Source organism: Pseudomonas sp. BIGb0176, from assembly GCF_024810175.1.
Classification (GTDB): domain Bacteria; phylum Pseudomonadota; class Gammaproteobacteria; order Pseudomonadales; family Pseudomonadaceae; genus Aquipseudomonas; species Aquipseudomonas protegens.
The window spans coordinates 2,242,040-2,263,728 of record NZ_JANUEC010000001.1; the positions used below are offsets into that span (position 1 = coordinate 2,242,040).

The 21,689-nt window shown below is 67.4% G+C and carries 18 protein-coding genes and 1 riboswitch; of the genes, 13 read left to right on the forward strand and 5 right to left on the reverse strand.

What is annotated here, in order from left to right:
- Window position 1: 1 nt before the first annotated feature.
- The 9 genes from M2395_RS09765 (at window position 2) to M2395_RS09805 (ending at window position 10,783) form a co-directional block, all read left to right on the forward strand.
- Window positions 2-646 carry an isochorismatase family cysteine hydrolase gene (locus M2395_RS09765; RefSeq protein WP_011060544.1) on the forward strand — a complete coding sequence of 215 codons (645 nt, stop codon included), beginning with the start codon at window positions 2-4 and terminating at the stop codon, window positions 644-646.
- Window positions 643-1,998: a glutamine synthetase family protein gene (locus tag M2395_RS09770; RefSeq protein WP_015635040.1), complete on the forward strand. Its 1,356-nt coding sequence runs from the start codon at window positions 643-645 to the stop codon at window positions 1,996-1,998. The genes M2395_RS09765 and M2395_RS09770 overlap by 4 nt, the downstream gene beginning before the upstream one ends.
- Window positions 1,982-2,734 (forward strand): N-formylglutamate amidohydrolase, encoded by a 753-nt coding sequence (locus M2395_RS09775; protein WP_011060542.1) that lies wholly within the window; start codon window positions 1,982-1,984, stop codon window positions 2,732-2,734. Before M2395_RS09770 ends, M2395_RS09775 begins: the two co-directional genes overlap by 17 nt.
- A 215-nt stretch (window positions 2,735-2,949) precedes the next feature.
- The gene (locus M2395_RS09780; RefSeq protein WP_011060541.1) at window positions 2,950-4,299 is read left to right on the forward strand and encodes an APC family permease; all 1,350 of its coding nucleotides are present in this window, start codon (window positions 2,950-2,952) and stop codon (window positions 4,297-4,299) included.
- 172 nt (window positions 4,300-4,471) lie between these two features.
- Window positions 4,472-5,488 carry an arginine N-succinyltransferase gene (locus M2395_RS09785; protein WP_123430387.1) on the forward strand — a complete coding sequence of 339 codons (1,017 nt, stop codon included), beginning with the start codon at window positions 4,472-4,474 and terminating at the stop codon, window positions 5,486-5,488.
- Between the two features lie 49 nt (window positions 5,489-5,537).
- Window positions 5,538-6,611, forward strand: coding sequence for an arginine N-succinyltransferase (locus tag M2395_RS09790; RefSeq protein WP_011060539.1), 1,074 nt, complete (start codon window positions 5,538-5,540; stop codon window positions 6,609-6,611).
- A 216-nt stretch (window positions 6,612-6,827) separates the two neighbouring features.
- Window positions 6,828-7,032, forward strand: a riboswitch (cobalamin riboswitch).
- A 151-nt stretch (window positions 7,033-7,183) separates the two neighbouring features.
- A complete protein-coding gene (locus tag M2395_RS09795; RefSeq protein WP_077933802.1) occupies window positions 7,184-9,109 on the forward strand; it encodes a TonB-dependent siderophore receptor in 1,926 nt (641 codons plus the stop codon).
- Window positions 9,110-9,120: 11 nt separating this feature from the next.
- The gene (locus M2395_RS09800; protein ID WP_053150508.1) at window positions 9,121-9,873 is read left to right on the forward strand and encodes a ferredoxin; all 753 of its coding nucleotides are present in this window, start codon (window positions 9,121-9,123) and stop codon (window positions 9,871-9,873) included.
- Entirely contained in the window at window positions 9,866-10,783 is a 918-nt protein-coding gene (locus tag M2395_RS09805; protein ID WP_123430386.1) for an ABC transporter substrate-binding protein, read from the forward strand. Before M2395_RS09800 ends, M2395_RS09805 begins: the two co-directional genes overlap by 8 nt.
- Before the next feature lie 96 nt (window positions 10,784-10,879).
- Here the strand turns inward: M2395_RS09805 and M2395_RS09810 are convergent, their stop codons facing one another.
- Entirely contained in the window at window positions 10,880-11,962 is a 1,083-nt protein-coding gene (locus M2395_RS09810; protein WP_050783808.1) for a diguanylate cyclase, read from the reverse strand.
- Between the two features lie 236 nt (window positions 11,963-12,198).
- Here M2395_RS09810 and M2395_RS09815 point away from each other — a divergent pair, with 236 nt between their 5' ends.
- The 3 genes from M2395_RS09815 to M2395_RS09825 all read left to right on the forward strand — a co-directional run bounded on the left by M2395_RS09815 (window position 12,199) and on the right by M2395_RS09825 (window position 16,217).
- Window positions 12,199-13,125 (forward strand): alpha/beta fold hydrolase, encoded by a 927-nt coding sequence (locus tag M2395_RS09815; RefSeq protein ID WP_011060534.1) that lies wholly within the window; start codon window positions 12,199-12,201, stop codon window positions 13,123-13,125.
- A gap of 135 nt (window positions 13,126-13,260) precedes the next feature.
- Window positions 13,261-14,655, forward strand: coding sequence for a VOC family protein (locus M2395_RS09820; RefSeq protein WP_185057766.1), 1,395 nt, complete (start codon window positions 13,261-13,263; stop codon window positions 14,653-14,655).
- Between the two features lie 140 nt (window positions 14,656-14,795).
- Complete coding sequence (locus M2395_RS09825) at window positions 14,796-16,217, forward strand: FAD-binding oxidoreductase (protein ID WP_123430384.1); 1,422 nt, start codon at window positions 14,796-14,798, stop codon at window positions 16,215-16,217.
- Between the two features lie 12 nt (window positions 16,218-16,229).
- Here M2395_RS09825 and M2395_RS09830 read toward each other — a convergent pair whose 3' ends face one another.
- Window positions 16,230-16,595, reverse strand: coding sequence for a hypothetical protein (locus tag M2395_RS09830; protein WP_123430383.1), 366 nt, complete (start codon window positions 16,593-16,595; stop codon window positions 16,230-16,232).
- Window positions 16,596-16,779: 184 nt separating this feature from the next.
- Here M2395_RS09830 and M2395_RS09835 point away from each other — a divergent pair, with 184 nt between their 5' ends.
- Window positions 16,780-17,166, forward strand: coding sequence for a hypothetical protein (locus M2395_RS09835; protein WP_065363547.1), 387 nt, complete (start codon window positions 16,780-16,782; stop codon window positions 17,164-17,166).
- 269 nt (window positions 17,167-17,435) lie between these two features.
- Here M2395_RS09835 and M2395_RS09840 read toward each other — a convergent pair whose 3' ends face one another.
- From M2395_RS09840 to M2395_RS09850, 3 genes are all read right to left on the reverse strand, one after another.
- Window positions 17,436-18,023 (reverse strand): hypothetical protein, encoded by a 588-nt coding sequence (locus M2395_RS09840; RefSeq protein WP_026020035.1) that lies wholly within the window; start codon window positions 18,021-18,023, stop codon window positions 17,436-17,438.
- Window positions 18,024-18,132: 109 nt separating this feature from the next.
- Window positions 18,133-19,218 carry a lipocalin-like domain-containing protein gene (locus M2395_RS09845; RefSeq protein WP_123430382.1) on the reverse strand — a complete coding sequence of 362 codons (1,086 nt, stop codon included), beginning with the start codon at window positions 19,216-19,218 and terminating at the stop codon, window positions 18,133-18,135.
- Entirely contained in the window at window positions 19,208-21,688 is a 2,481-nt protein-coding gene (locus M2395_RS09850; RefSeq protein WP_123430428.1) for an FtsX-like permease family protein, read from the reverse strand. Before M2395_RS09850 ends, M2395_RS09845 begins: the two co-directional genes overlap by 11 nt.
- Window position 21,689: the final 1 nt, after the last annotated feature.

Below are 21,689 nucleotides of genomic sequence, written 5' to 3' on the forward strand. Positions count from 1 at the left end.
GATGTTCAGCCTGCCCCACCGTTCGCCCCGGGACCTGCCCTTCGTCGTCGACCACACCGCCCTGCTGCTGGTGGACATGCAGCGGGCGTGGCTTGAACCGCAGTTCGACCCGCACCTGCAAGGGCCCGAGGGCGAGGCCTTTCTCAAGCGCGCACGAGAGCGGGTGATCCCCAACCAGCAACGGCTGCTGGCGGCGGTGCGCGAGGCGCGGCAGAACGTGCTGCACACCATTATCGAAAGCCTGACCGCCGATGGCCGTGACCGCTCCCTGGACCACAAGCTGTCGGACATGCACCTGCCCAAGGGCAGCCCCCAGGCGGCGATCATTGCCGAGCTCGAGCCGGTGGAAAACGAGATCGTGCTGCCCAAGACCTCCTCCGGGGTGTTCAACTCCACCAACATCGACTACGTGCTGCGCAACCTGGAAACCCGCCACCTGATCATCGCCGGGATCGTCACCGACCAGTGCGTGGACATGGCCGTGCGCGACGCCGCCGACCGCGGCTACCTGGTGACCCTGGTGGAAGATGCCTGCGCCACCTACGGCGATACCCGGCACCAGGCCTGCCTCAACGCAATCAAGGGCTACTGCTGGATCACCGACACCGACACCGTGCTCGGCCGCCTGCGGGAGATCCGCGGATGAGCCGGGGCCAGGGCATCGAGGCCCTGACCCCGGTGGCCATGACCAGCATCGTCACCACCGACCTGATCGGCGTCACCCGTGGCCGCTCCTTTCCCAGCGACGAACTGGAGCGCTACAAGGTCGGCGGCTGCGGCTGGGTGCCGGCCAACAGCGCGCTGACGCCCCAGGACCTGATCGCCGAGGACAACCCCTGGGGCGCCTATGGCGACCTGCGACTGATCCCCGACCTGGACAGCCGGGTCAGTGTCGGCGCCGGGCCGGATGCCAGCGCGGCGCCGCTGGATTTCATCCACGCCGACATCTGCGAGACCGACGGCACGCCCTGGGCGGCCTGCCCGCGCACCCTGCTGCGCAAGGAAATCGAGCGCTACCGCGAGCTGGGCATCCAGATCACCGCGGCCTTCGAGCATGAATTCAACCTCGACACCGGCACCGGCCAGCGCGAGCACCTGGCCTTCTCCCTGGAAGCCCAGCGCCAGGGCGCGGCCTTCGGTGGCTGGCTGCTGGCGGCGTTGCGAGCCGCCGGCGCCGAACCGGAAATGTTCCTCCCCGAATACGGCAAGCAGCAGTACGAGATCACCTGCCGGCCGACCCAGGGCCTGGCCGCTGCCGACCGGGCGGTGAACGTGCGCGAGATCACCCGGGAAATCGCCCGGCAACTGGGGCACCGGGTCAGCTTCGCGCCCAAGACTGCCGACGACGCGGTGTGCAACGGGGTGCACCTGCACCTGAGCCTGCAAAACCTGGACGGCGAGCCACTGCTCTACGACCCCCACGCGGTGAGTGGCGACGACCTGTCGAGCCTGGGCCAGCACTGGGCCGCCGGGGTGCTCAGGCACCTGCCGGCGCTGTGCGCCTTCACCGCGCCGACGCCGATTTCCTACCAGCGCCTGCAGCCCCATCACTGGAGCGCCTCCTATGCCTGCCTGGGCCTGCGCAACCGCGAAGCCTCGCTGCGTATCTGCCCGACCCTGAGCCTGGGCGGCAAGCCGGTGGCGCCGCAGTACAACCTGGAATTCCGCGCCTTGGATGCCACCGCCTCGCCGCACCTGGCCATGGCGGTCATCCTGATGGCCGGGCGCCTGGGCCTCGAACAGCAACGGGTGCTCAATGCGGTGACCGACAAGGCCCCCTCGGACCTGAGCGCCGAGCAACGCCTGGCCAGTGGCATCGTGCCGCTGCCGGGCTCCCTGCCCCAGGCCCTGGAATGCCTGCGCGGCAACACTGAACTGCTGCAGTTCCTGCCCCAGGACCTGCTGGCCACCTACTTCGCCGTCAAACAAAAGGAAGTGTCCCTGACCGAGCACCTGACCGCTGCCCAACTCTGTGAGCACTATGGACACCTGTACTAAATCCGCCGAGCTGGGGTTCTACACCGAGCCGGCCTACCGCCTGATCCGTGAAGACTCCGAGCACCCGCTGATTCTGGTGTGCGAACACGCCAGCCACTACATTCCACCGGCCCTGCACGACCTGGGCCTGGACCCGCTGGCGGCCCGCGAACACATCGCCTGGGACCCGGGCGCCCTGGAACTGGCCCAAAGCCTGTCCCAGGCCCTGGGCGCGACCCTGATCGCGGCCAATTACTCGCGCCTGCTGATCGACCTCAACCGGCCGCGCCACGCCCCCGACAGCATCCCGCTGCAAAGCGAGATCTATCAGGTGCCGGGCAACCAGCAGCTGGACGAGGCCACTCGCGAGTACCGCCGCCAGCAGCTGTTCACGCCGTTTCACCAGCGCCTGCAAAGGATCATCGACCGGCGCCTGGCCCAGGGCCGTGAAGTGCGGGTGGTGGGGATCCACAGCTTCACCCCGGTCTACTACGGGCAGCCGCGCGCGCTGGAAATCGGCGTGCTGTATGGCAGCGCCACCGACTACGCGGCGCGGATCCTCGAAGGGCTGTGGAGGCTGCCGATCAAGGTGGCGGGCAACCAGCCCTACGAGATCGATCCGTTGAGCGACATGACCGTGCCGGTGCACGGCGACGCCCGTGGCCTGGCGTCGGTATTGATCGAGGTGCGCAACGATCTGCTGCGTACCCCTGAAGCGGTGCAGCACTGGAGCGATACACTGGCGCCGCTGCTGTAGCCGCGGCGAGAGGAAGGTTTCACCGGCGCGCCCCGAAGGACTCACCCGGCGCGCCAAAACGCTGTTTGCAGGACCGGTACAACAACTAGAAAAACCGCTGTGGTGTGTCTTTAAACCCTGCCAGGTTCAAACACGAAAGCGCGGCCCGAGGTGTCAATGACGACCCGCAGGGCCCCGCCTTTACCCACTTACACAGGCTCAAGGAGAACGGCTTCATGGAGATTGAAGAATTCGGCTACAAACAGGAACTCAAGCGCGGGCTGAGCCTGCGTGACCTGGTGGTCTACGGGATGATTTTCATGATTCCCATCGCCCCGTTCGGGGTCTACGGCTACGTCAACCAGGAAGCCCCGGGCATGGTGCCCCTGGCCTACATCATCGGCATGGTGGCGATGGTCTTCACCGCCCTGAGCTACGGCGCCATGGCCCGCGCCTTTCCCATCGCCGGTTCGGTGTATTCCTACGCCCAGCGCGGCCTCAACCCCCATGTGGGCTTTCTTGCCGGCTGGCTGATGCTCCTGGACTACCTGCTGATCCCGCCGCTGCTCTACGTCTACGCGGCCATGGCGCTCAACCACCTGTACCCGGAAGTGCCCAAGGTCGGCTTCATCCTGGCGTTCCTGGTCAGCGCCACCTTCGTCAACCTGCGCGGTATCACCTTCACCGCGCGGATGAACATCCTGTTCCTGCTCGCGCAACTGGCGGTCCTGGGGATCTTCCTGTTCTACGCCTGGAATGCCCTGCACGGTGGCGCCGGCAACGGCCAGCTGACCCTGGCGCCGCTGTACAACCCGGAGAACTTCCACTTCGGCATGCTGATGCAGGGCGTGTCCATCGCGGTGCTGTCGTTCCTCGGCTTCGATGCCATCTCCACGCTCGCCGAAGAGGTCAAGGGCGACCCGGGCCGCAGCGTCGGCCGCGCCGCGCTGATCACCCTGGTGGTGATGGGCGCGATCTTCGTGGTACAGACCTGGATCGCCACCGACCTGGCCGCCGGCATGGGCTTCAAGTCCGCCGACACCGCCTTCTATGAAATCGCCGAACTGGCCGCCGGCAGCTGGCTGGCGACCCTCACCGGAGTGGCCACCGCGCTGGCCTGGGGCGTGGCGGTGGCCATCACCTCGCAGGCCGCGGTATCGCGCCTGCTGTTCGGCATGGCCCGCGACGGCAAGCTGCCTAAGGTGCTGGCCAAGGTCCACCCCAAGCACAACACCCCGCACATCAGCATCTACCTGGTGGCGGTGCTGTCGCTGCTGATCTGCTACCTGTTCATCAACTCGGTGGACACCCTGACCTCCCTGGTCAACTTCGGCGCCCTGAGCGGCTTCATGCTGCTGCACATCACCGTGATCAATTTCTACTGGCGCCGGCAGAAGTCCGGCCAGGTGGTGCGCCACCTGATCTGCCCGGTAATCGGCTTCGTGATCGTCAGCGCCATCATGTACAACATGGGCGTGGATGCGCAGAAACTCGGCGCCATCTGGATCCTTGCCGGGCTGGTCTACCTGTTCCTGCTGAACAAGCTGGGCAGCGGCGCCGCCCTGCCCGACCCGCTCAAGCACTAGTTGCACCCGCGCGGCGCCCCAGGGCGTCGCGCCAACCCCGGCGCTGCCAGCAAGAGCGGCCCGGGGACTGGCCGCCGGATGCCGCGGCCATGGAACTGCGTGGTAACCGACAGTGATGTCTGGCCAGTGCCTGCCCCCCGGGGCAAGCGGCCCTTGATACAGGAGTACACCCATGCTGGCCTTGCGTCCGGTGGCGTTATCCGATCTGCCCCAACTGCGGCGCCTGGCCCGCGAACGCCTGCTGGGCGTCACCTCCCTGGTGGCTGACGAAACCTGCCTGCAGGACAAGATCCTCGACTCCCAGGCCTCCTTCGCCAAGAGCGAGGCCAGCCAGGGCCCGGAGAACTATTTCCTGGTGCTCGAGGACCTCGACAGCGGCCAGTTGCGCGGCTGCTCGGACATCCTCGCCACTGCCGGTTTTGCCAGCCCGTTCTACAGCCTGCGCAACCGCCCGTTCATCAGCAGTTCCCGGGAGCTGAACATCCAGCACGGGGTGCCCACCCTGTCGCTGTGCCACGACCTCAGCGAACAGACCCTGCTGCGCAGCTTCCATGTCGACCCGCCGCTGGGCGGTACGCCACTGGCCCAGCTCACCTCCCGCGGGCGGTTGCTGTTCATCGCCGCCCACCCCCAGCGCTTCGCCGACAGCTGCATCAGCGAGATCGTCGGCTATAGCGACGCCAACGGCGAGTCGCCGTTCTGGCAAGCCGTGGGCCAGCACTTCTTCGACCTGCCCTATGTCGAGGCCGAGCGCCTGTGCGCCCTGCAGGGCCGCGGCTTTCTCGCCGAACTGATGCCCCAGTACCCGCTGTACATCCCGATGCTGGCGCAGGCGGCCCAGGACTGCATCGGCCAGGTTCACCCGGATGCCCGGGAGGCCTGCCAGATCCTGATCGACGAAGGCTTCGCGCCGACCCAGTACGTCGACCTGTTCGATGCCGGGCCGACCCTGCAGGGGCGCAGCCACCAACTGCGCTCGATCGCCCAGAGCCGGGTCGCCACCAGTTACCCCAGCCCCCAGAGCGGCCAGGGCCAGCGGTGGCTGCTGAGCAACGAGCGGCTGCAGGGCTTTCGCGCCATAGTCGCGGCGCTGGACACCGCCCCGGGCGCTGAAATCGGCCTCGACCCGGCCATGTTCCAGGCCCTGCAACTGGCGCCGGGCGAGCCGGTACGGAGCGTTGCCTTATGAACCGGCCCCTGTTGCCCCCCTGCCCGGCGTCATTGCCAGGAGCCCGCCAATGATCGTCCGTCCGATCCGCGTCACCGATCTGCCGGCGGTCTTGAGCCTGCTCGAAGGCAGCTGTCGCGAACTGAACAACCTGTCCACCGACCCCGAGCGCCTGGCCCATCGGGTGCGCTGGGCGCAGCGAGCCTTCGCCAACCAGGTGGAGCGGGCCGATGCCGACTACCTGTTCGTCATGGAAGATGACGAGCAGCAGGTGATCGGGGTCTGCGGCCTGAGCGGCGCCATCGGCCTGCGCGAGCCCTGCTACAACTACCGGGTCGGCACCACCCACGGCAGCGCCCCGGTGCTGGGCATCGAAAAGCACATCCCGACCCTGTTCCTGTGCAACGAGATGACCGGGCAGTCGCTGCTGTGCTCGCTGTTCCTGCGCCGCGATCACCGCCAGGGCTACACCGGCCGCCTGCTGTCCACCGCGCGCCTGCTGTTTGTCGCCGAATTCCCCCGGCTGTTCGGCGACAAACTGGTGGCCGAACTGCGCGGCCAGCTCGACAGCCAGGGCCGCTCGCCGTTCTGGGACAGCCTGGGGCGGCACTTCTTCAAGATGGGTTTCCAGCAGGCCAATCGCCTGTCCAGCCACGGCAGCAAATCCTTCATCGCCGAACTGATGCCGCGCCAGCCGCTGTACACCTGCCTGCTCAGCCCCCAGGCGCAGGCCGCCATCGGCCAGGCCCACGCCAGCACCGAACAGGCGGTGAGCATCCTGCGCGACGAAGGCTTCAGTCATCAGGGCTGCATCGACATCTTCGATGGCGGGCCGCTGATCGAGGCCGAGGTGGCGAAGATCCGCAGCGTGCGCGAAAGCCAGACACTGCCCCTGCTGGTGGGCACTCCGGACGCACAGGCGCCGGTGTGGCTGATCCACAACCGGCGCCTGGAAAGCTGCCGCATCACCGCCGCCCCCGGGCGCCTGGTTTCGGGTTGCCTGCTGGTGGACCGGCTGACCGCCAAGCGCCTGCAACTGCAGCCGGGCGACTCGGTACGGGCGGTGCCGCTGCTGGCCTGCGAGTCACGCACGGCCCTGCACGCACAGCGGCACCTGGCCCCGCAAAGCGCCCTGCTCCTGTAGCCGCTGCCGCAGGCTCGGGCCGCGCTCGGAAGCACGGCCCGCAGGGGCGCGAAATCTCAAGACCGCTGAGGTGCTCGACATGAGACTGCCAAGCAAGGCCCTGCGGGCCTTTGCGCAGCCTCGTGGGCTCGGCAGCGGCTACAGAGGCGTCAGGGCGATGAATCCGGTAACACCTGGCGGCAGGCGCAACGTTGACGAACGCCGGGGCGGATGTTCATATGCCGCCCAGTTTCAGGTGCCTCCTGCCGCCGTGCAGGAGGTGAAACGGGAAACCGGTGCGCCCCTTTTCGGGCAAGTCCGGTGCTGCCCCCGCAACGGTAAGCGAGTGCTGCATTCAACAGGCCACTGTACCCAAGGTATGGGAAGGCGAATGCCGCCAGACTCGCAAGCCCGGAGACCGGCCTGTGACGTCTGTTTGGCAATCCTGCGGTGGGCGGGCATGGGCCGGTATGGTCGCGTGCCCGTGGCCGATACCCTCTCCTGCGTGCTTCCCGAAGACACTTTCGAGAAGACCAACAATGACAACACCTGACACTTTGCCTGCACGCGACTGGCGTGCACCTGGCCGCACCATGAGCGGCGCCCTGCTCGGCTGCCTGTTCAGCCCCCTGCTGCTGGCGGACGACAGCCCCCTGACGCTGGACCGGCAATTTGTTTCCGCCCCCTCGGTGGAGTCCACCACGGTGGCCGAAATGGCCCGGTACGGCAGCAAGGTGGAGATCATCGACCGCCAGCAGATCGAACGCGCCGGCCCTAGCAGCGACATCACCCGGGTCCTGCAGATGTACGTGCCGGGGCTGTATGTGGCGCCCAAGAATGGCCCCTTCGACTACGGCACCTACTCCCTGCTGGGCGGGCGCAACGACGACACCCTGATCCTGCTGGACGGCGTGCGCCTGAACAACCGCCTGTACGGCGGCCTGTACCTGGATACCCTGCCGGCCAACGCCATCGAGCGCATCGAGGTGCTCAAGGGTGGCCAGAGCCTGCTGTTCGGTACACAGGCGGTGTCCGGGGTGATCAACATCGTCACCCGCAGCCCGCAGACCCGCGACGTCTCCGGCGAGGTCAACCTGGGCCTGGACAGTTTCATGGGCAGGAGCGGCGACGCCCGCGCCGAGCAGATCCTCAGCAACGGCCTGGGCGAGCTCGGGCTGTTGGCCTATGTCAGCCACAACGTCTCCGATGGCTACCAGCCATTTCGCAACAGCGCCTACAACGCGAACACCCGGGACAAGAAACGCAGCTATGAAGTGACCACCTTCGGCGCCAAGGCGATCCAGGGCCTTGGCGACGCTTCGCGGCTGGAACTGTTCTACCAGTACAGCGACGCCAACCTGGATTTCGCCCGCCCGGTGAACAACCGGAAAACCACCAACGACCGCATCCAGCAGATCGCCACCGCGACCTTCGAGCAGCGCCTGGACGAAGGCTTCAGCTACTTCGTCAAGGGCCATGTCAACGACTGGGACACCCGCTACACCAGGATCGACAGCCTCGACGACGCCAGCCTCAAGGTGCGCAACCACAACGACTACTGGGGCTTCACCGACTGGGGCCTGCAGGCCGAGGGCAAGGCCGAGCTGGACGGCGGCCACGTGCTGGTATTGGGCACCGACAACCAGTGGTTCAAGGGCCAGGACGACGTGCTGAAGATCGATAACAAGCAGGCCCAGGCCAATGCCCTGTACACCCAACTGCGCCCGGTGTTCGACACCCTGCCCGACTGGCACCCGAGCCTGGGCGTGCGCCACGAGAAAATCAGCGGCGGCGAGAGCGCCACCGTGGGCATGCTCACCTCGCTCTACGACCTCTCGCCCCACTGGCAACTGCGCGGCCAGTACGGCAGCGCCTTCAAGCTGCCCAACGCCGAGCAGCTGTACGCCAACGAGGACTACGAAAAAGGCAACCCCGACCTCAAGCCGGAAAAGAGCCTCAATGCCGAGCTCGGCCTGGACTACAAGGGCAGCCTGCTGGCCGGCGAATTCAACACCAGCGTCAGCGCCTTCCACCGCAAGATCGACGACCTGATCACCCTCGACGCCAACGATGTCTGGAGCAACGGCCAGGGCCGGATCAAGGTGCGCGGCATCGAACTCGACGGGCGCTGGCAGTTCAGCCCGCAATGGACCCTGCAGGCGGACATGACCCGCAACCTGGTGGAGTCGCGCAACGGCGTGACCCTGAGCAACATCCCCGGTTTCTTCGCCCGTTCGCGGCTGGGCTTCGAAGCCCCGGACCGGATGTGGGGCGTGGGTGGCGCGGTCCGCTACATCGGCCAGATCGACAGCCCGAAGAACGTCGACTACGGCCACTATTCGGTGGTCGACGCCGATGCCTATCGCTACCTGGATACGGCCCAGCAGCACCGCCTGAGCCTACTGGTGGAGAACCTGTTCGACCGCGACTACAGCACCAGCATGACCAGCACCTCGCCCTCGGTGGACAACCTGGGGCGCCCCTTCACCACCGAAGTGCGCTACACCTACCGCTTCTGAGGCCGACCGACATGCATGAGAACTATCAACGGGTGCTGTTCGTCGGCCCCGGCCTGCACGGCGGCGCCCTCGGCGAAGCCTTTCGCAAGGAGCTCGAGGCCCTGCGCGGCGACGGCGCCGACACCCGGGTGATCGACACCCTGGACGGCTTCGACAGCCTCTGGGCGGCGCTGGGCGAAGCCCTGCCCGAGGACGGCGCGAAGCTGCTGGTGGTGGACCTGGAACCCAGCTCCGACAGTGCCTACCTGGACTGGCTGCGCGATGAGCTGGGGCGCCTGGCCCAGGCCCACCCCCAGGCACCGCGGCTGTGGATCACCGCCCAGGCCCTGGGCCGGCGCGGGCTGGACGCGGCCCTGGCCTGCGCCAGCATCGGCCAGCGCGAGCGCCACCTGGCCTGCGACAACGTCAACGCGGTGCAGAGCGACCCGGACTGGTCGCGGGTGCCGCCCCATGCCCGCCAGGTGTTCCTGTGCACCGGCCCGCGCTGCGTGCGGCGCGGCGCCCTGGCGCTGTGGAAGACCCTGCGCCGCGAACTGCTGCGCCTGGAGCACATGGAGACGCCCGGTGGCGTGCTGCTGACCCGCACCGCCTGCCAGTTCCCGTGCAACCTGGGGCCGGTACTCACCGTGCACCCGGACGGCTGCTGGTACCGGGTGCGCGATGACGGCGAGGTGCTGCGCCTGGTGCAGCAGCACCTGGTCCAGGGCGAACCGGTGGCGGATCTACGGATTCCCGCGCCCTACGGAGGAACCGCGGATGCCTAGCAGACTGCTCGGCCTGCTGCTGTGGCTGGCGGCCCTGCCGGCCCTGGCGCACAGCTACCAGAACTGTGGCCGGACCTGGACGGTGGACGGCCCGCCCCAGCGCATCGTCGCCCTCAACCAGCACAGCGCCGACCTGCTGCTGGCCCTGGGTGCCGGGCCGTCGATGATCGGCGTCGCCTATCTGGACGACGATGACCAGGCCCAGGCCGAAGGGCTTTACCACGGCGTGCCGGTCATCGCCCGCCAGTACCCGTCGGCAGAAGTGCTCTACAGCCTGAAACCCGACCTGGTGGTGGGCGGCTTCGCCTCGGCCTTCCCGGAAAACTTCAGCTCCCGGCAACGCCTGGGGGCCATAGGCGTGGGCAGCTACCTGCTGGAATCGGCCTGCGCCGGGCATGACCAGGACTACTTCGGGCATATCCGCCGCGACCTGCTGACCCTGGGCCGACTGCTGCGCCAGGAGGCCCGCGCGCAGCAACTGGTGGGCCAGATGGATGCCGACCTGGAGGCCGCCGCGGCCCTGTACCGCGGGCGCCCGACCCCTTCGGTGTTCTACCTGGACAGCGAAGTCAACGGCCTGGCCAGCCAGGGCCAGCGCGGGTTTGTCGGCGTGCTGCTGCAAGCGGCCGGTGCACGCAACAGCTTTGCCGCCATCGACCGCCCGCGCCTGACCGTGGACAGCGAGACCCTGCTGGCCAACGACCCCGACGCCATGCTCCTGGCCGACGCCCTGTGGTCCCCGGCCCGGCGCAAACGCCAGCTGCTGCACAGCGACCCTGTGCTGTCGCGATTGCGCGCAGTGCGCGAAGACCGACTGATCGACATCCCCTTCGCCCGACTGGTGCCGGGCATCGCCAGCGGCCGCACCGCCCTGGAACTGGCCCGGCGCCTGCACCCCACCCACGACTGACCCCACTCCCTGTAGGAGCCGGCTTGCCGGCGAAGGGAACACCCCCGACCCGGCGGCATACCCACAGACGCCTTCGCGGGACACAAGGAACAGCGGCTACAGGGAGTTGAGCAAACGCCTGGAAGGCTGCTCCGGCGGGTGGCAGGTGACGTTGTTGCGGCCGCAGGTCTTGGCCGCATACAGGGCCTGGTCGGCATCGTTGAGCCAGCCCATGGCGTCGTCGTGCAGGGGGTTGAAGGCCGCCAGGCCGATGCTCAGGCTGACCTGCAGCGCCGGGCTCTGTTCATAGCCCAGGGCCCCAAAACGACCGCGCAGGGCCTCCATCAGTTCGGCGGCATGAGCCAGGGGCACGTCCGGCAGGATCACGCAGAACTCGTCGCCGCCATAACGCCCGGCCTGGTCGCTGACCCGCAGGTTCTGCCGCAGCAGCTTGCTCAACTGGCGCAGCACCACATCCCCGGCCACATGGCCGTAGGTGTCATTGATGGCCTTGAAGTGGTCGATGTCGATCAGGGCGATGGCACCACCATGGGCCTGGCGCTTGCAGCGCTGGAACTCGATCTCCAACTGGTCCTTCCAGGCGCCATGGTTGAGCAGCCCGGTCAGGCTGTCGGTGCGGCTCAGGGCCAGCAGCTCGCGCTTATGCCGGCCCAGGGTCACCGCCTGCTGATAGCAGATGTAGCCCAGGGCCAGCGGGTACAGGGTCAGCATCGGCAGGCAGGCATACACCTGCTCAGGGGTGGTCTGGGCGACAAACGCCGGCCCGAACAGCCACAGGGCAACGCCCATGCCCAGCACTTGGGCCGCACTGCCGGCGAGGAAGAAACGTAACCCGCCCAGGGCCATGTTGTTCATGGCCATCATCCCCAGGGTGGTGGCCAGCGGCAGCGGATTGAAGTGCATGGCGCCGACCCAGAAGCCCCCCAGCAGCGAATCCACCAGCAGGTTGCGGTACTCGGCACGAAACGGCACCCGGGCCAGCCGCGCCCATTGGTAGGCCAGGTGCGGCCAGGCAAATGCATTGAACAGCATGAAGCCCCAGACCCAGGGCGCCGGTTGCAGGGGCGCCATCCCCGCGGCCACGCAGAAAAACCCCAGGGCCAGGCCCAGGGTCCGTGACCGATAAAGCCTCCTGGCCAATGACAGTCCCTTCCCTCTGGTGTCCTGCGCAGGGAGCAAGTCGCCTCCGATCAGCAATGGGTAAAGGTGGAACGAGCGGGTGGCAAGCAACCGGTGAAAGTCTATCAGTCGCGTTTCAAAGCGCCATCACTGCCAACGCCCAGTTTCGGCCTGCCAGCGCCAGCAGGTGGGGAATATTTGGCTATAACTGAGGGGCGGCCGATAACCGACTTCGCAGTGGCGAGCACGACGCGCGCCGCCCCTGAGCCGATCCACCCTGCCCCTGGAGGCCGCCGATGCTGGTGATCCTGGTCCTGCTGCTCCTTGCCGCACTCTGGTGCTACCGCACCTACCCGCGCATCGGCCACCTGCTGTACGACGCCAGCGTGGCCCTGGAAGCACGCCTGTACCGGCTGCAGAAAGTCCCGGTGCAGATCGGCGAAGAGACCCTGATGACCTACCAGGGCGGCCCGGCCCAGGCGCCGGTGATCCTGTTGCTGCACGGCCTGAGCGCGGACAAGAGCATCTGGCTGCGTTTTGCCCGGCACTTCAACCGCGACTACCGGTTGCTGATCCCGGACCTGGGCGGCCATGGCGAAACCGCCTATGCCGCCCACCAGGACTACCGCGTTCCGGCCCAGGCCCAGCGCCTTTTGCGCTTGCTCGACGCCTGCGGCATCCAGCGGGTGCAGGTGATCGGCAACTCCATGGGCGGCTATATCGCCGCCTGGCTGGCCGCCCATGCCCCGCAACGGATCAGCGGCCTGGCGCTGTTCGACCCGGCCGGCGTCGAAGCCCCCGAGACCAGCGACCTGCAGCACCTGCTGGAACAGGGCAAGAACCCCTTCCTGGTCCGCTCCCGCGCCGACTTCCAGCACTTCTACAGCCTGACCATGGCCGCCCCGCCCTGGGTGCCCGAAGCAGTGCTGGCGGCCATCGCCGAACGCTATCAGGCGCGCCGCGGGCAACTGGCGCGGATCTTCGCCGAGCTCCAGGCCAGCCCGCCCATGGAGCCCGAGCTGGCGAAGATCCAGGCCCCGACCCTGCTGCTCTGGGGCCGCGAGGACCGCCTGCTGCACCCCAGCAGCGCCCAGGTCTGGGCCAAGGGCCTGCCCCAGGCCCAGGTGCAACTCTGGGAGGGCATCGGGCATATGCCCATGGTCGAACGCCCGGTGCGCAGTGCCCGGCTGTACCAGCAGTTCCTGGAACGCCAGCGGCACTGACAGCGGCCCGCTCATGCATTCATTTGCAGAATGAAGTTCAGAGGAAACTTCGTTTGTCAGCCTCGGGCAGGCCCAGCAGAATCGAGGCCGACCCGCCCTTTCACGCCTCGCCCCTCTGCCACGGGAAGCCTGTTCATGAGCAACCAGCACTTCGTCAGCCCGGACCTGATCCGCCAGGGATTTTCCCGGGCGATGTCGGATATGTACCGCGAAGAGGTGCCGCTCTACGGCGCCCTGATGGAGCTGGTGGCCGAAGTCAACGCCCAGGTCCTGGAGCGGCAGCCGGCGCTTGCCCGGCACCTGCAGAGCAGCGGTGAACTGCAGCGCCTGGACCTGGAGCGCCACGGCGCGATCCGCGTCGGCAGCGCCGCCGAGCTGGCGACCCTGGCCCGGCTGTTCGCGGTGATGGGCATGCAGCCGGTGGGCTACTACGACCTGACCCCCGCCGGGGTGCCGGTGCATTCCACGGCCTTTCGCGCGGTGCACGAAGCGGCCCTGCAAGTCAGCCCGTTCCGGGTCTTCACCTCGCTGCTGCGCCTGGAGCTGATCGACAACCCGGAGCTGCGCAGCTTTGCCGAACAGGTCCTGGCCCGGCGCCAGATCTTCACCCCCCAGGTGCTGGAACTGATCCAGCAGGCCGAGGCTGCCGGAGGCCTGGACGCCGAAGACGCCGAGCGCTTTATCCGCCAGGCCCTGGAAACCTTCCGCTGGCACCACCACGCCACGGTGACCGCCGCCCAGTACGCCAGCCTCAGCGCCCAGCACCGGCTGATCGCCGACGTGGTGGCCTTCAAGGGCCCGCACATCAACCACCTGACCCCGCGTACCCTGGACATCGATGAAGTGCAACGGCTGATGCCTGCCCGCGGCATCACCCCCAAGGCGGTGATCGAAGGCCCGCCGCGCCGGGAATGCCCGATCCTGCTGCGCCAGACCAGCTTCAAGGCCCTGGAGGAATCCGTGGCCTTCACCGACCAGGCCCAGAGCCAGGGCAGCCACAGCGCGCGTTTCGGCGAGATCGAACAGCGCGGCGCGGCGCTGACCCCCAAGGGCCGCGAGCTCTACGACCGCCTGCTGAACGCCGCCCGCGACGCCCTGGGCGACTTCCCCAACGAAGTCAATGCCCAACGCTACAACCAACTGATGCAAGAGCACTTCAGGGAATTTCCCGACAGCCACCCAGCCATGCGCGAACAGGGCCTGGCCTACTTTCGCTACTTCGTCAGCGAAACCGGGCTGGCCGCGCGCAACCAGCCCCAGCGGCCCACCACCCTGGCAGCGCTGCTGGCGGCCGGGCACCTGAGCGCCGAACCCCTGGTGTATGAAGATTTCCTGCCGGTCAGCGCCGCCGGGATCTTCCAGTCCAACCTGGGGGACGACAGCCAGAGCCACTACGCCGGGCAATCCAACCGCCAGGCGTTCGAAGCCGCCCTGGGCCGCCCCACCCTCGACGAACTGCAGCTCTACGCCCAGACCCAGCAGCGCTCCCTGGAGCACTGCGCCGCCACCCTGGGCCTGCCGGCGCTCTAAGGCGCAAGGCAGGCCCGCGGGTCGATGCCGGCCTTGCAGCCGGTGCGCTGCCCCCATGGTCATGGACCCGTCGCGGCGTTATTCTGCCGCCACTTGCGCCCCCATCAGCGGCGCGCCACCACCAGGGATGGACACGGCGAATGAGATTCGCGATCGGCCTGTTTTTATGCGCGGCACTCGGCGGCGCACTCACCACCCACGCCGCAGAAACCGTCAACGACATCACCCAGCTCAACCCCATAGTGGTGGACCAGGTGGTGCGCCCCACCCGCCTGGAGCAGATCGTCCAGCTGGTGGCCGGGCACCCCGGCCCCATCGCCATTGGCGGCGGGCGCTACAGCATGGGCGGCCAGACCGCCACCGAACAGGCCTTACAGATCGACATGCGCGGCTTCAACCGGGTGCTCGACTTCTCCAAGGAACGCAAGGAAATCACCGTGCAGCCGGGCATCACCTGGCGCGCCGTGCAGGACTACATCGACCCCCACGACCTGTCCGTGAGCATCATGCAGAGCTACGCCAACTTCACCGTCGGCGGCGCCCTGAGCGTCAACGCCCATGGCCGCTACATCGGCTACGGCCCGCTGGTGAGCTCGGTGAAATCCATCAAGCTGGTGCTGGCCGACGGCCAAGTGGTGGACGCCAGCCCGCAGCACAACAGCGACCTGTTCTACGGCGCCATCGGCGGCTACGGCGGCCTGGGGGTGATCGTCCAAGCCACCCTGCAACTGAGCGACAACGTGCGCCTGCTGCGCAGCGTCGACGAGATGCCCCTGGGGGACTACCGCCCCTACTTCCAGGCCCGGATCCAGAACAACCCCAAGGTCATCCTGCACAACGCCGTGCTCTACCCCGACCAGTACCAGGCCCTGCGCGCGGTTTCCTACAGCCAGACCGACCTGCCGGTCACGGTCAAGGAACGCCTCACGCCCCTGGACCAGAACTACTGGAAAGAACAGAAGGCCCTGAAAGTGGTGAGCCAGTGGCCCGGCGGCAAGACCCTGCGCCAGGAAGTGATCGACCCCCTGGTGCTGAAGAAACCGCAAGTGTCCTGGCGCAACCACGAAGCCAGCCTCGATGTGCGTGAACTGGAACCCGACTCCCGGGCCAAGCGCACCTACGTGCTGCAGGAATACTTCGTGCCCCCCGACCAGCTGGAAAGCTTCATCCAGGAGATGGGCGCGACCCTGCGGGCGCACAAGGTCAACGTGATCAACCTGTCGATCCGCCACGCCAAGGCCGACCCCGGCACCCTGCTGGCCTGGGCCAAGACCGAGGTCTTCGCCCTGGTGCTGTACTACCAGCAGAGCACCGCGCCAGAGGAACGGGAAAAAGTCGGCGTATGGACCCGCGCCCTGGTGGACAGCGCCATCGAGCGCGGCGGCAGCTACTACCTGCCGTACCAGATCCACGCCACGGCCCAGCAGTTTCGCGCGGCCTATCCACGGGCCGGGGAGTTCCTGGCGCTGAAGGCCCGGGTCGATCCGCAGAACAAGTTCCGCAACAAGTTGTGGGATGCCTATGGGCTGGGGGCCACAGGGGATGGGGCTGCCCAACCTTAAGGCCGGGTGCCATCAATGGGCCGAGGAACGCAGTGGCGCCAATACCTTGCGTTGCTGCAGGTAAATCACTCCGTCACCGTCGAAGGCTAGCACCTTGTCGGTGGTCAGGGCGCTGGCGTCGCCGTCCTCGTACTTGAGCCAGCCCTCATCCCACAAGTCGCCACTTTCATGACGCACCTGCACAAAGAAATAAGGCGGCTCGGAGCGGGTGATCTCAATGTAATGCCCACCATCGGGGCCCCCCTGCCACCGCGCATCAGGGTGCTCGGCCAATACATGGGCCGGCGTCGTGGAGAAGCCGTTCTTGAACACGACCACCGCCAGCAATACCAGCGCCAGTACGCCCACCGACATGAGCAAACGTTTTAACCAGATCAATCCAGGATCTCCGCTATCATTCACCGCCCTCGACCTGTCCCGGTCGGGCAATCGCGCATTCTGTTGAAGGCCCGCGCAGTGTGCAATAACAAGCGCAGTGGCCGCTTGCCATCCAGCCCGGCCGCCCCCCCGGAAAGCCGGCTGGACGCCTCTTGAACCCGCAGTACCAAGGAAAGGATTGGCCATGCGTATCACCCTCAACACCCTCCATGTAGAAGCCGACCATAGCCTGTGGGTCAATTTCAGCAGTGCGTTCGGCGAAGGCCGGGGCCAATGGCTGGGCACGCCGCCACAAATGGGCCAGGTGCATGAGGTGGAGTTGAGCCTGGAGGACGATTTTGTCTGGGATCACAACCTGTGGGCCGCGACCCAGGACAGGCCACGCATCAGCCGGGAACAGGCGGGGCTGCGGGTCACCGGGCAGTTGCTGCCCCGGGAAGACGAGGCTGTCGCGGCGCTGGCCATAGGTCCGAACATCGTCCTGCTGTCGCTGCAGGGTGGCCACGCGCAGCCAGGCGGCTTCGTCAGCCTGCTTGCACGCCAGGTCAGCTTGAGTCCGGTGGCACTGTAGAGGGAGCACGGCAGGCTCGCGCCGGAGCATCCAGCCAGGGTCGATTCAGGGTGATGTAAAGCGGGAAAGTCGCAGGACGCGACAGGGAAAGGTGTTCGCCCAGTGCTCTGGCCTTGGCAATCCTTGCACCGGTAAAGAGCCCTTGCACCGGGCGAACGGTTGGCATTCTAGTGCAACTGGCGGGGAAAGTCCGTGGGCAGATTCTGAATAAAACTGCACGGTGCAGTTAACCCGATTGCCCATTGCCTCCCCCGCTCAGTCCTGCCCCCTCAGCCTTCGTGGGCAGTGCTGACCTGCAGGATGTCGGTGTAGGTCACCAGCACGCTCTGGCCCACCTTGAGGTCCTTGAGGCGCTGCTGGACTTCGGGTTTCTCCACGCTCACCACTTTCTTGTTGCCCGCCGGGCCTTCGAAGGTCAGCTGGTTTTTCTTCAAGTCGATGGCGGTGATCTTCAACTGCACCTGCACCTGGCGATAGGCCGCGCCGCCGGGGTTGGGGTTGTCTGCGGTAGCGCGGACCACGCCGCTGGCTTCGCTGGAATCGGGCTTGCCCTTTTCAACGTCGGTGTCGAGCACCGCCACCACCGAGTGGGTGACCGTGACCTTGACCTGATCGCCGACCTTGAGGTGGCCCAGGTCCTTGGCCTGATCGCTCAATTGCACATGCACCGGCTTGCCCCCGGCGCCTTCGAGCACCACCTGGTGCTTGGCAGCGTCCACCGACAGGACCTTGGTCACCACCTGATCGGCCTCGATGGCCCCGGACAGCGGGATATCGGCGGCGTGTGCGGCAAGGCTGGCGGTGCCCAGCACAGTGGCCAGGGCGATGGCGCGGGCCAGGGTATTGAGGGTTTTCATCATGAACATTCCTTGTGGTTGAGAAACACACTGACTTTCAGTCAGGCCCTTGAGCATAGACGCCCTGCCAGCTTTCACCGGGGGGATGGGTGCAAGCGTCGCGGCGCCCTCAATAACCGGTCATCTCCAGGTAGCCGCTGCCACTGTGGCTGCCAGCGAATTGCAGCGGCCCTTCCCAGTAGGGAATGCTCAGGTTCATCCAGGCCTGGGGGTTCAGGGCCCGGGTGGTGATATCCAGGCCCTTGGCGGGGATCTTCAGTTGCCAGGTGGTGGGCAGGCTGCGGCCCTGGACCCTGGACTGGGCCAGCGGCAGCAACTGGATCTGCTCCTTGCCCAGGCTCTGGGTGTGGCCATCGGTGCTGATCCAGGTGCCGGTGATATAGGGCGCCTTGTCCCGCTCGCGGACCCGGAACAGCATCAGCCGCTCGCCGCTGTCCAGGTGCAGAGAGAACCAGTCCCAGCCGCTCTGGTCCGCGCCCAGGGGCTGGCTGCTCCATTCCCGGTCGAGCCAGGCCGGGCCGCTGACCTGATAGCGCTGGCCATCGATCTGCAACTCCCCCGCGGCCTGGAAGAACGGCTGGCTGTAGTAGTAGGAGGCCTGCCCCTGGTCGGACTTGCGGCTGTAGCCGCCCTCGCCCTGCAGCACCAGCGGCCGGCTGCTGGAAAGTTGCAGGCGATAGGCGAACCCCGGCCCCGCGGCCTGCACCTGCATCCGCGCCAGGGGGTCGCCGGCGCTGTTCAGGGTGCTCAACTGCCAGTCGTCGATCCAGGCCTGGAACGGCTGCGCGATCACCCCGGCCTGGCCGACGCCACCCCGGGCATAGCGCTCGGCGGCGTGGTGGCTCTGGGCCGAAGTGGCCGCTGCATGGCCCAGCCACACCAGCGGCGCGCCCCAGCCCAGTTGTTCGGGAGCGGCCCGCAGGGCACTGCGAAACAGCGTCCACTGCACGCCGAAGTGGCGGCCCTGGGCGTCGCTCAGGTCTGCCGTGAGGTACCACCACTCGATGCGAAACCCGTCATGGGCACCGTGGTCGGCAGGAAAGCTGAAACTGCGCCCCGGCAACACCGGGGTGAAGGCCGCGGCCTCGCTGCCCAGGCCGGCAAAACCCTGGGGCGGCTCGGCGGGCTGTTCACAACCGGCCAGCAGCGCCAGCAGCAACCCCGCCAGGGCCCGGCCCAACACATCAGTCTTCATGGGCAAAAGTCCTCAGCAGGTCCGCCGGTTGCGCGCGGTACAAACGCAGCAGCGGCCAGGCCGATGCCAACAGAGTCGCCAGCATGGCCAGGCCCAAAAGTTGCAGAAGCTGCCCGGGGAACACCCGCAACGGCAGGCGCCAACCAAAGGCCTGGACATTGATCACGCTGTCCAGGCACCAGGCCAGGAGGATGCCCAGCGGCAGCGCCAGGACCAGGGTGAGCAAGGCCAGCAGCCAGGTCTGCCCGAGGTTCAGCAGCATCAGTTGACGCCGCCCCACCCCCAGGGCCCAGAGCGGCGCCAGCTGGCCCAGCCGGCTCTGGCTCTGGGTCAGCAGGCTGATGAACAGCGCCACCCCGGACACCCCCAGGGTCAGGCTGTTGAGGGCGGCGGTGGCGGCGAAGGTGCGTTCAAAGACCTGCTGCGACCAGCCCTTGAGCCGGGCCTGATCGATGATCCGGCTGTCGTCCAGGGCGAACTGCTGTTGCAAGGCGCCGACCAGCCCGGGCATCGCTCCCGGCGCCAGGCGCAGGTTGAAACGGCTCGGCGTCAGCGCTGGCCAATGCGCCAGCAAGTGCCCGGCATTCACCAGCAGGTGGCCCTTGGGGTTGCCATAGTCGGCGTAGATCCCCACCACCCGGGGCGCCCACTGCCCGGCGGGCACCGGCAGGCTCAGGCGGTCGCCGGGGCGCACCTTCAGGCGTCGGGCCAGCTGTTCACTGAGCATCAGGGTGTCCTGGCTCGCCAGTTGTGCCCAGGGCTCGGCGCCGTCGCTTTCCAGGAGCGGCCAGTGCTGGCGGTAGCTGGAATGGTCGATCACCCCATACAGGTCCGCCGGCCAACCCTGCACCTGCAACGCCACCTGCCAGCTGGGCAGCACCGCGGCAACCTGGGCCTGTTGCGGCAACCAGTCCAGCAACTGCCGGGCCTGCTCCGGGCTCTGCGGATTGACATACAACTCGGCGCTCAGGCGTTGCTCCAGCCAGTCGTTGAAGGTTTCGCGAAACCCTGCCGTCATGCTGCCGGCGCCGATATTCGCCGCCAGCGCCAGCAGCAGCGCCATCAGGGCCAGGCTCAGGGCCGGCAGTTGCTGGCGGCAATCGGCAAGAAACCACTGCCCCAGCACCCCACGCCGGTGCCCCAGCAAGGCCCCGAGCACCGCATCGAGCAGCACCGGCAGGCCCAGGGCCGCCGCCAGCAGCAAGGCCGCCATCAGCACAAAGCCGCTGGCCAGGCTGTCGCCCCACTGCCACGCCGCCAGGGCCAGCAGCAGCGCCACTACGGCCACCGCACCCTGGCGGCGCAGCCAGCGGGCATGGGCCTGATGCCAGGCCTGGGGGTTGGCCAGGGCCAGCAGCGGCAGGCGCGCCGCCCGCAGCAGGCTGGCGGCGCCGGCCAGCAAGGCCCCCAACAGGCTCAGGCCGATACCGCTGAACCACCACCCGGGGCTGAGGTTCAACTGCCCCGCCACCTCGGCGCCGTACAAGCCGCGCAGGCTGGCGGCCACGTCCGGCAGCAGCAGCCCGGCCAGCAGGTAGCCGCTGATGACCCCCGCCACTCCACCCAGCAGCGCCAGGGCCCCCAGTTCCAGAATCAGGCTGAAGATCAGCAGCCGCGCACTGACCCCGCAGGCGCGCAAGGTCCGCAGCAGGCCACGACGCTGCTCCAGGGCCAGGCCGATGGCGGCATGCACGATGAACAGCCCGACCACGAAGGACAGGAAACCCAAGGCATCCAGGTTCAGGTGAAAGCTCTCGGTCAGGCGCGCCAGGGTGTTTTCCGACTCGCCCAAATGCAGCACCAGTTGCCCCGCCAGCTCGGCCGGCAAGGGCGGCGCGCGGGCGGCAAAGTCCCGGGGCAGCAGCAGGCGGCTCAGTTGCCCCGGCTGGTCCAGTACCTGCTGGGCAAAGCCGATGTCCATCAGCAGCAGCCCCGGGGCCATGTCCGCCTGCACCTGCAACGGCGGCAGCAGCCGGCCATTGCTGGCACGGGGCTGCTGGCCCTCGCGGTAGCCGAGGCTGGCGAGGGTCTCTGGGGCAACCCAGGTACGCCCCGGCGGGCTGAAGAATTCCACCACCTGCTGCATCGCCAGTGGCTTGCCGGCCACTGCGGAACCGGCGGGCAAGGACAAAGGCTCGATGCCCATCAGTTGCAGGCGCAGCGCCTCGAAGCCCTGCAACTGCACCCGCCCTTGCAGCACCGGCGACACCGGCCAGCCGGCCCGGCGCAGGTCGACGAACCATTGCTGGGCAAAGCTTGCGCCAGTGGCCGTGCCCAGGCTGGCCTGAGGTTCACCGCCAATCAACTGGCTGGCCCGGGCATAGCTGTCCCGGGCCTGGCTGTTGAGGGCCAGGACCCCGGTCAGCAGGCTGGTGGCCAGCCACAAACCGGTGAGCACACTGAAGAACTGCACCGGGTGCTGGCGCCAGTGGCTCAACAGCGCCTGCAAGGTGCCACGCAGCACCCGCATC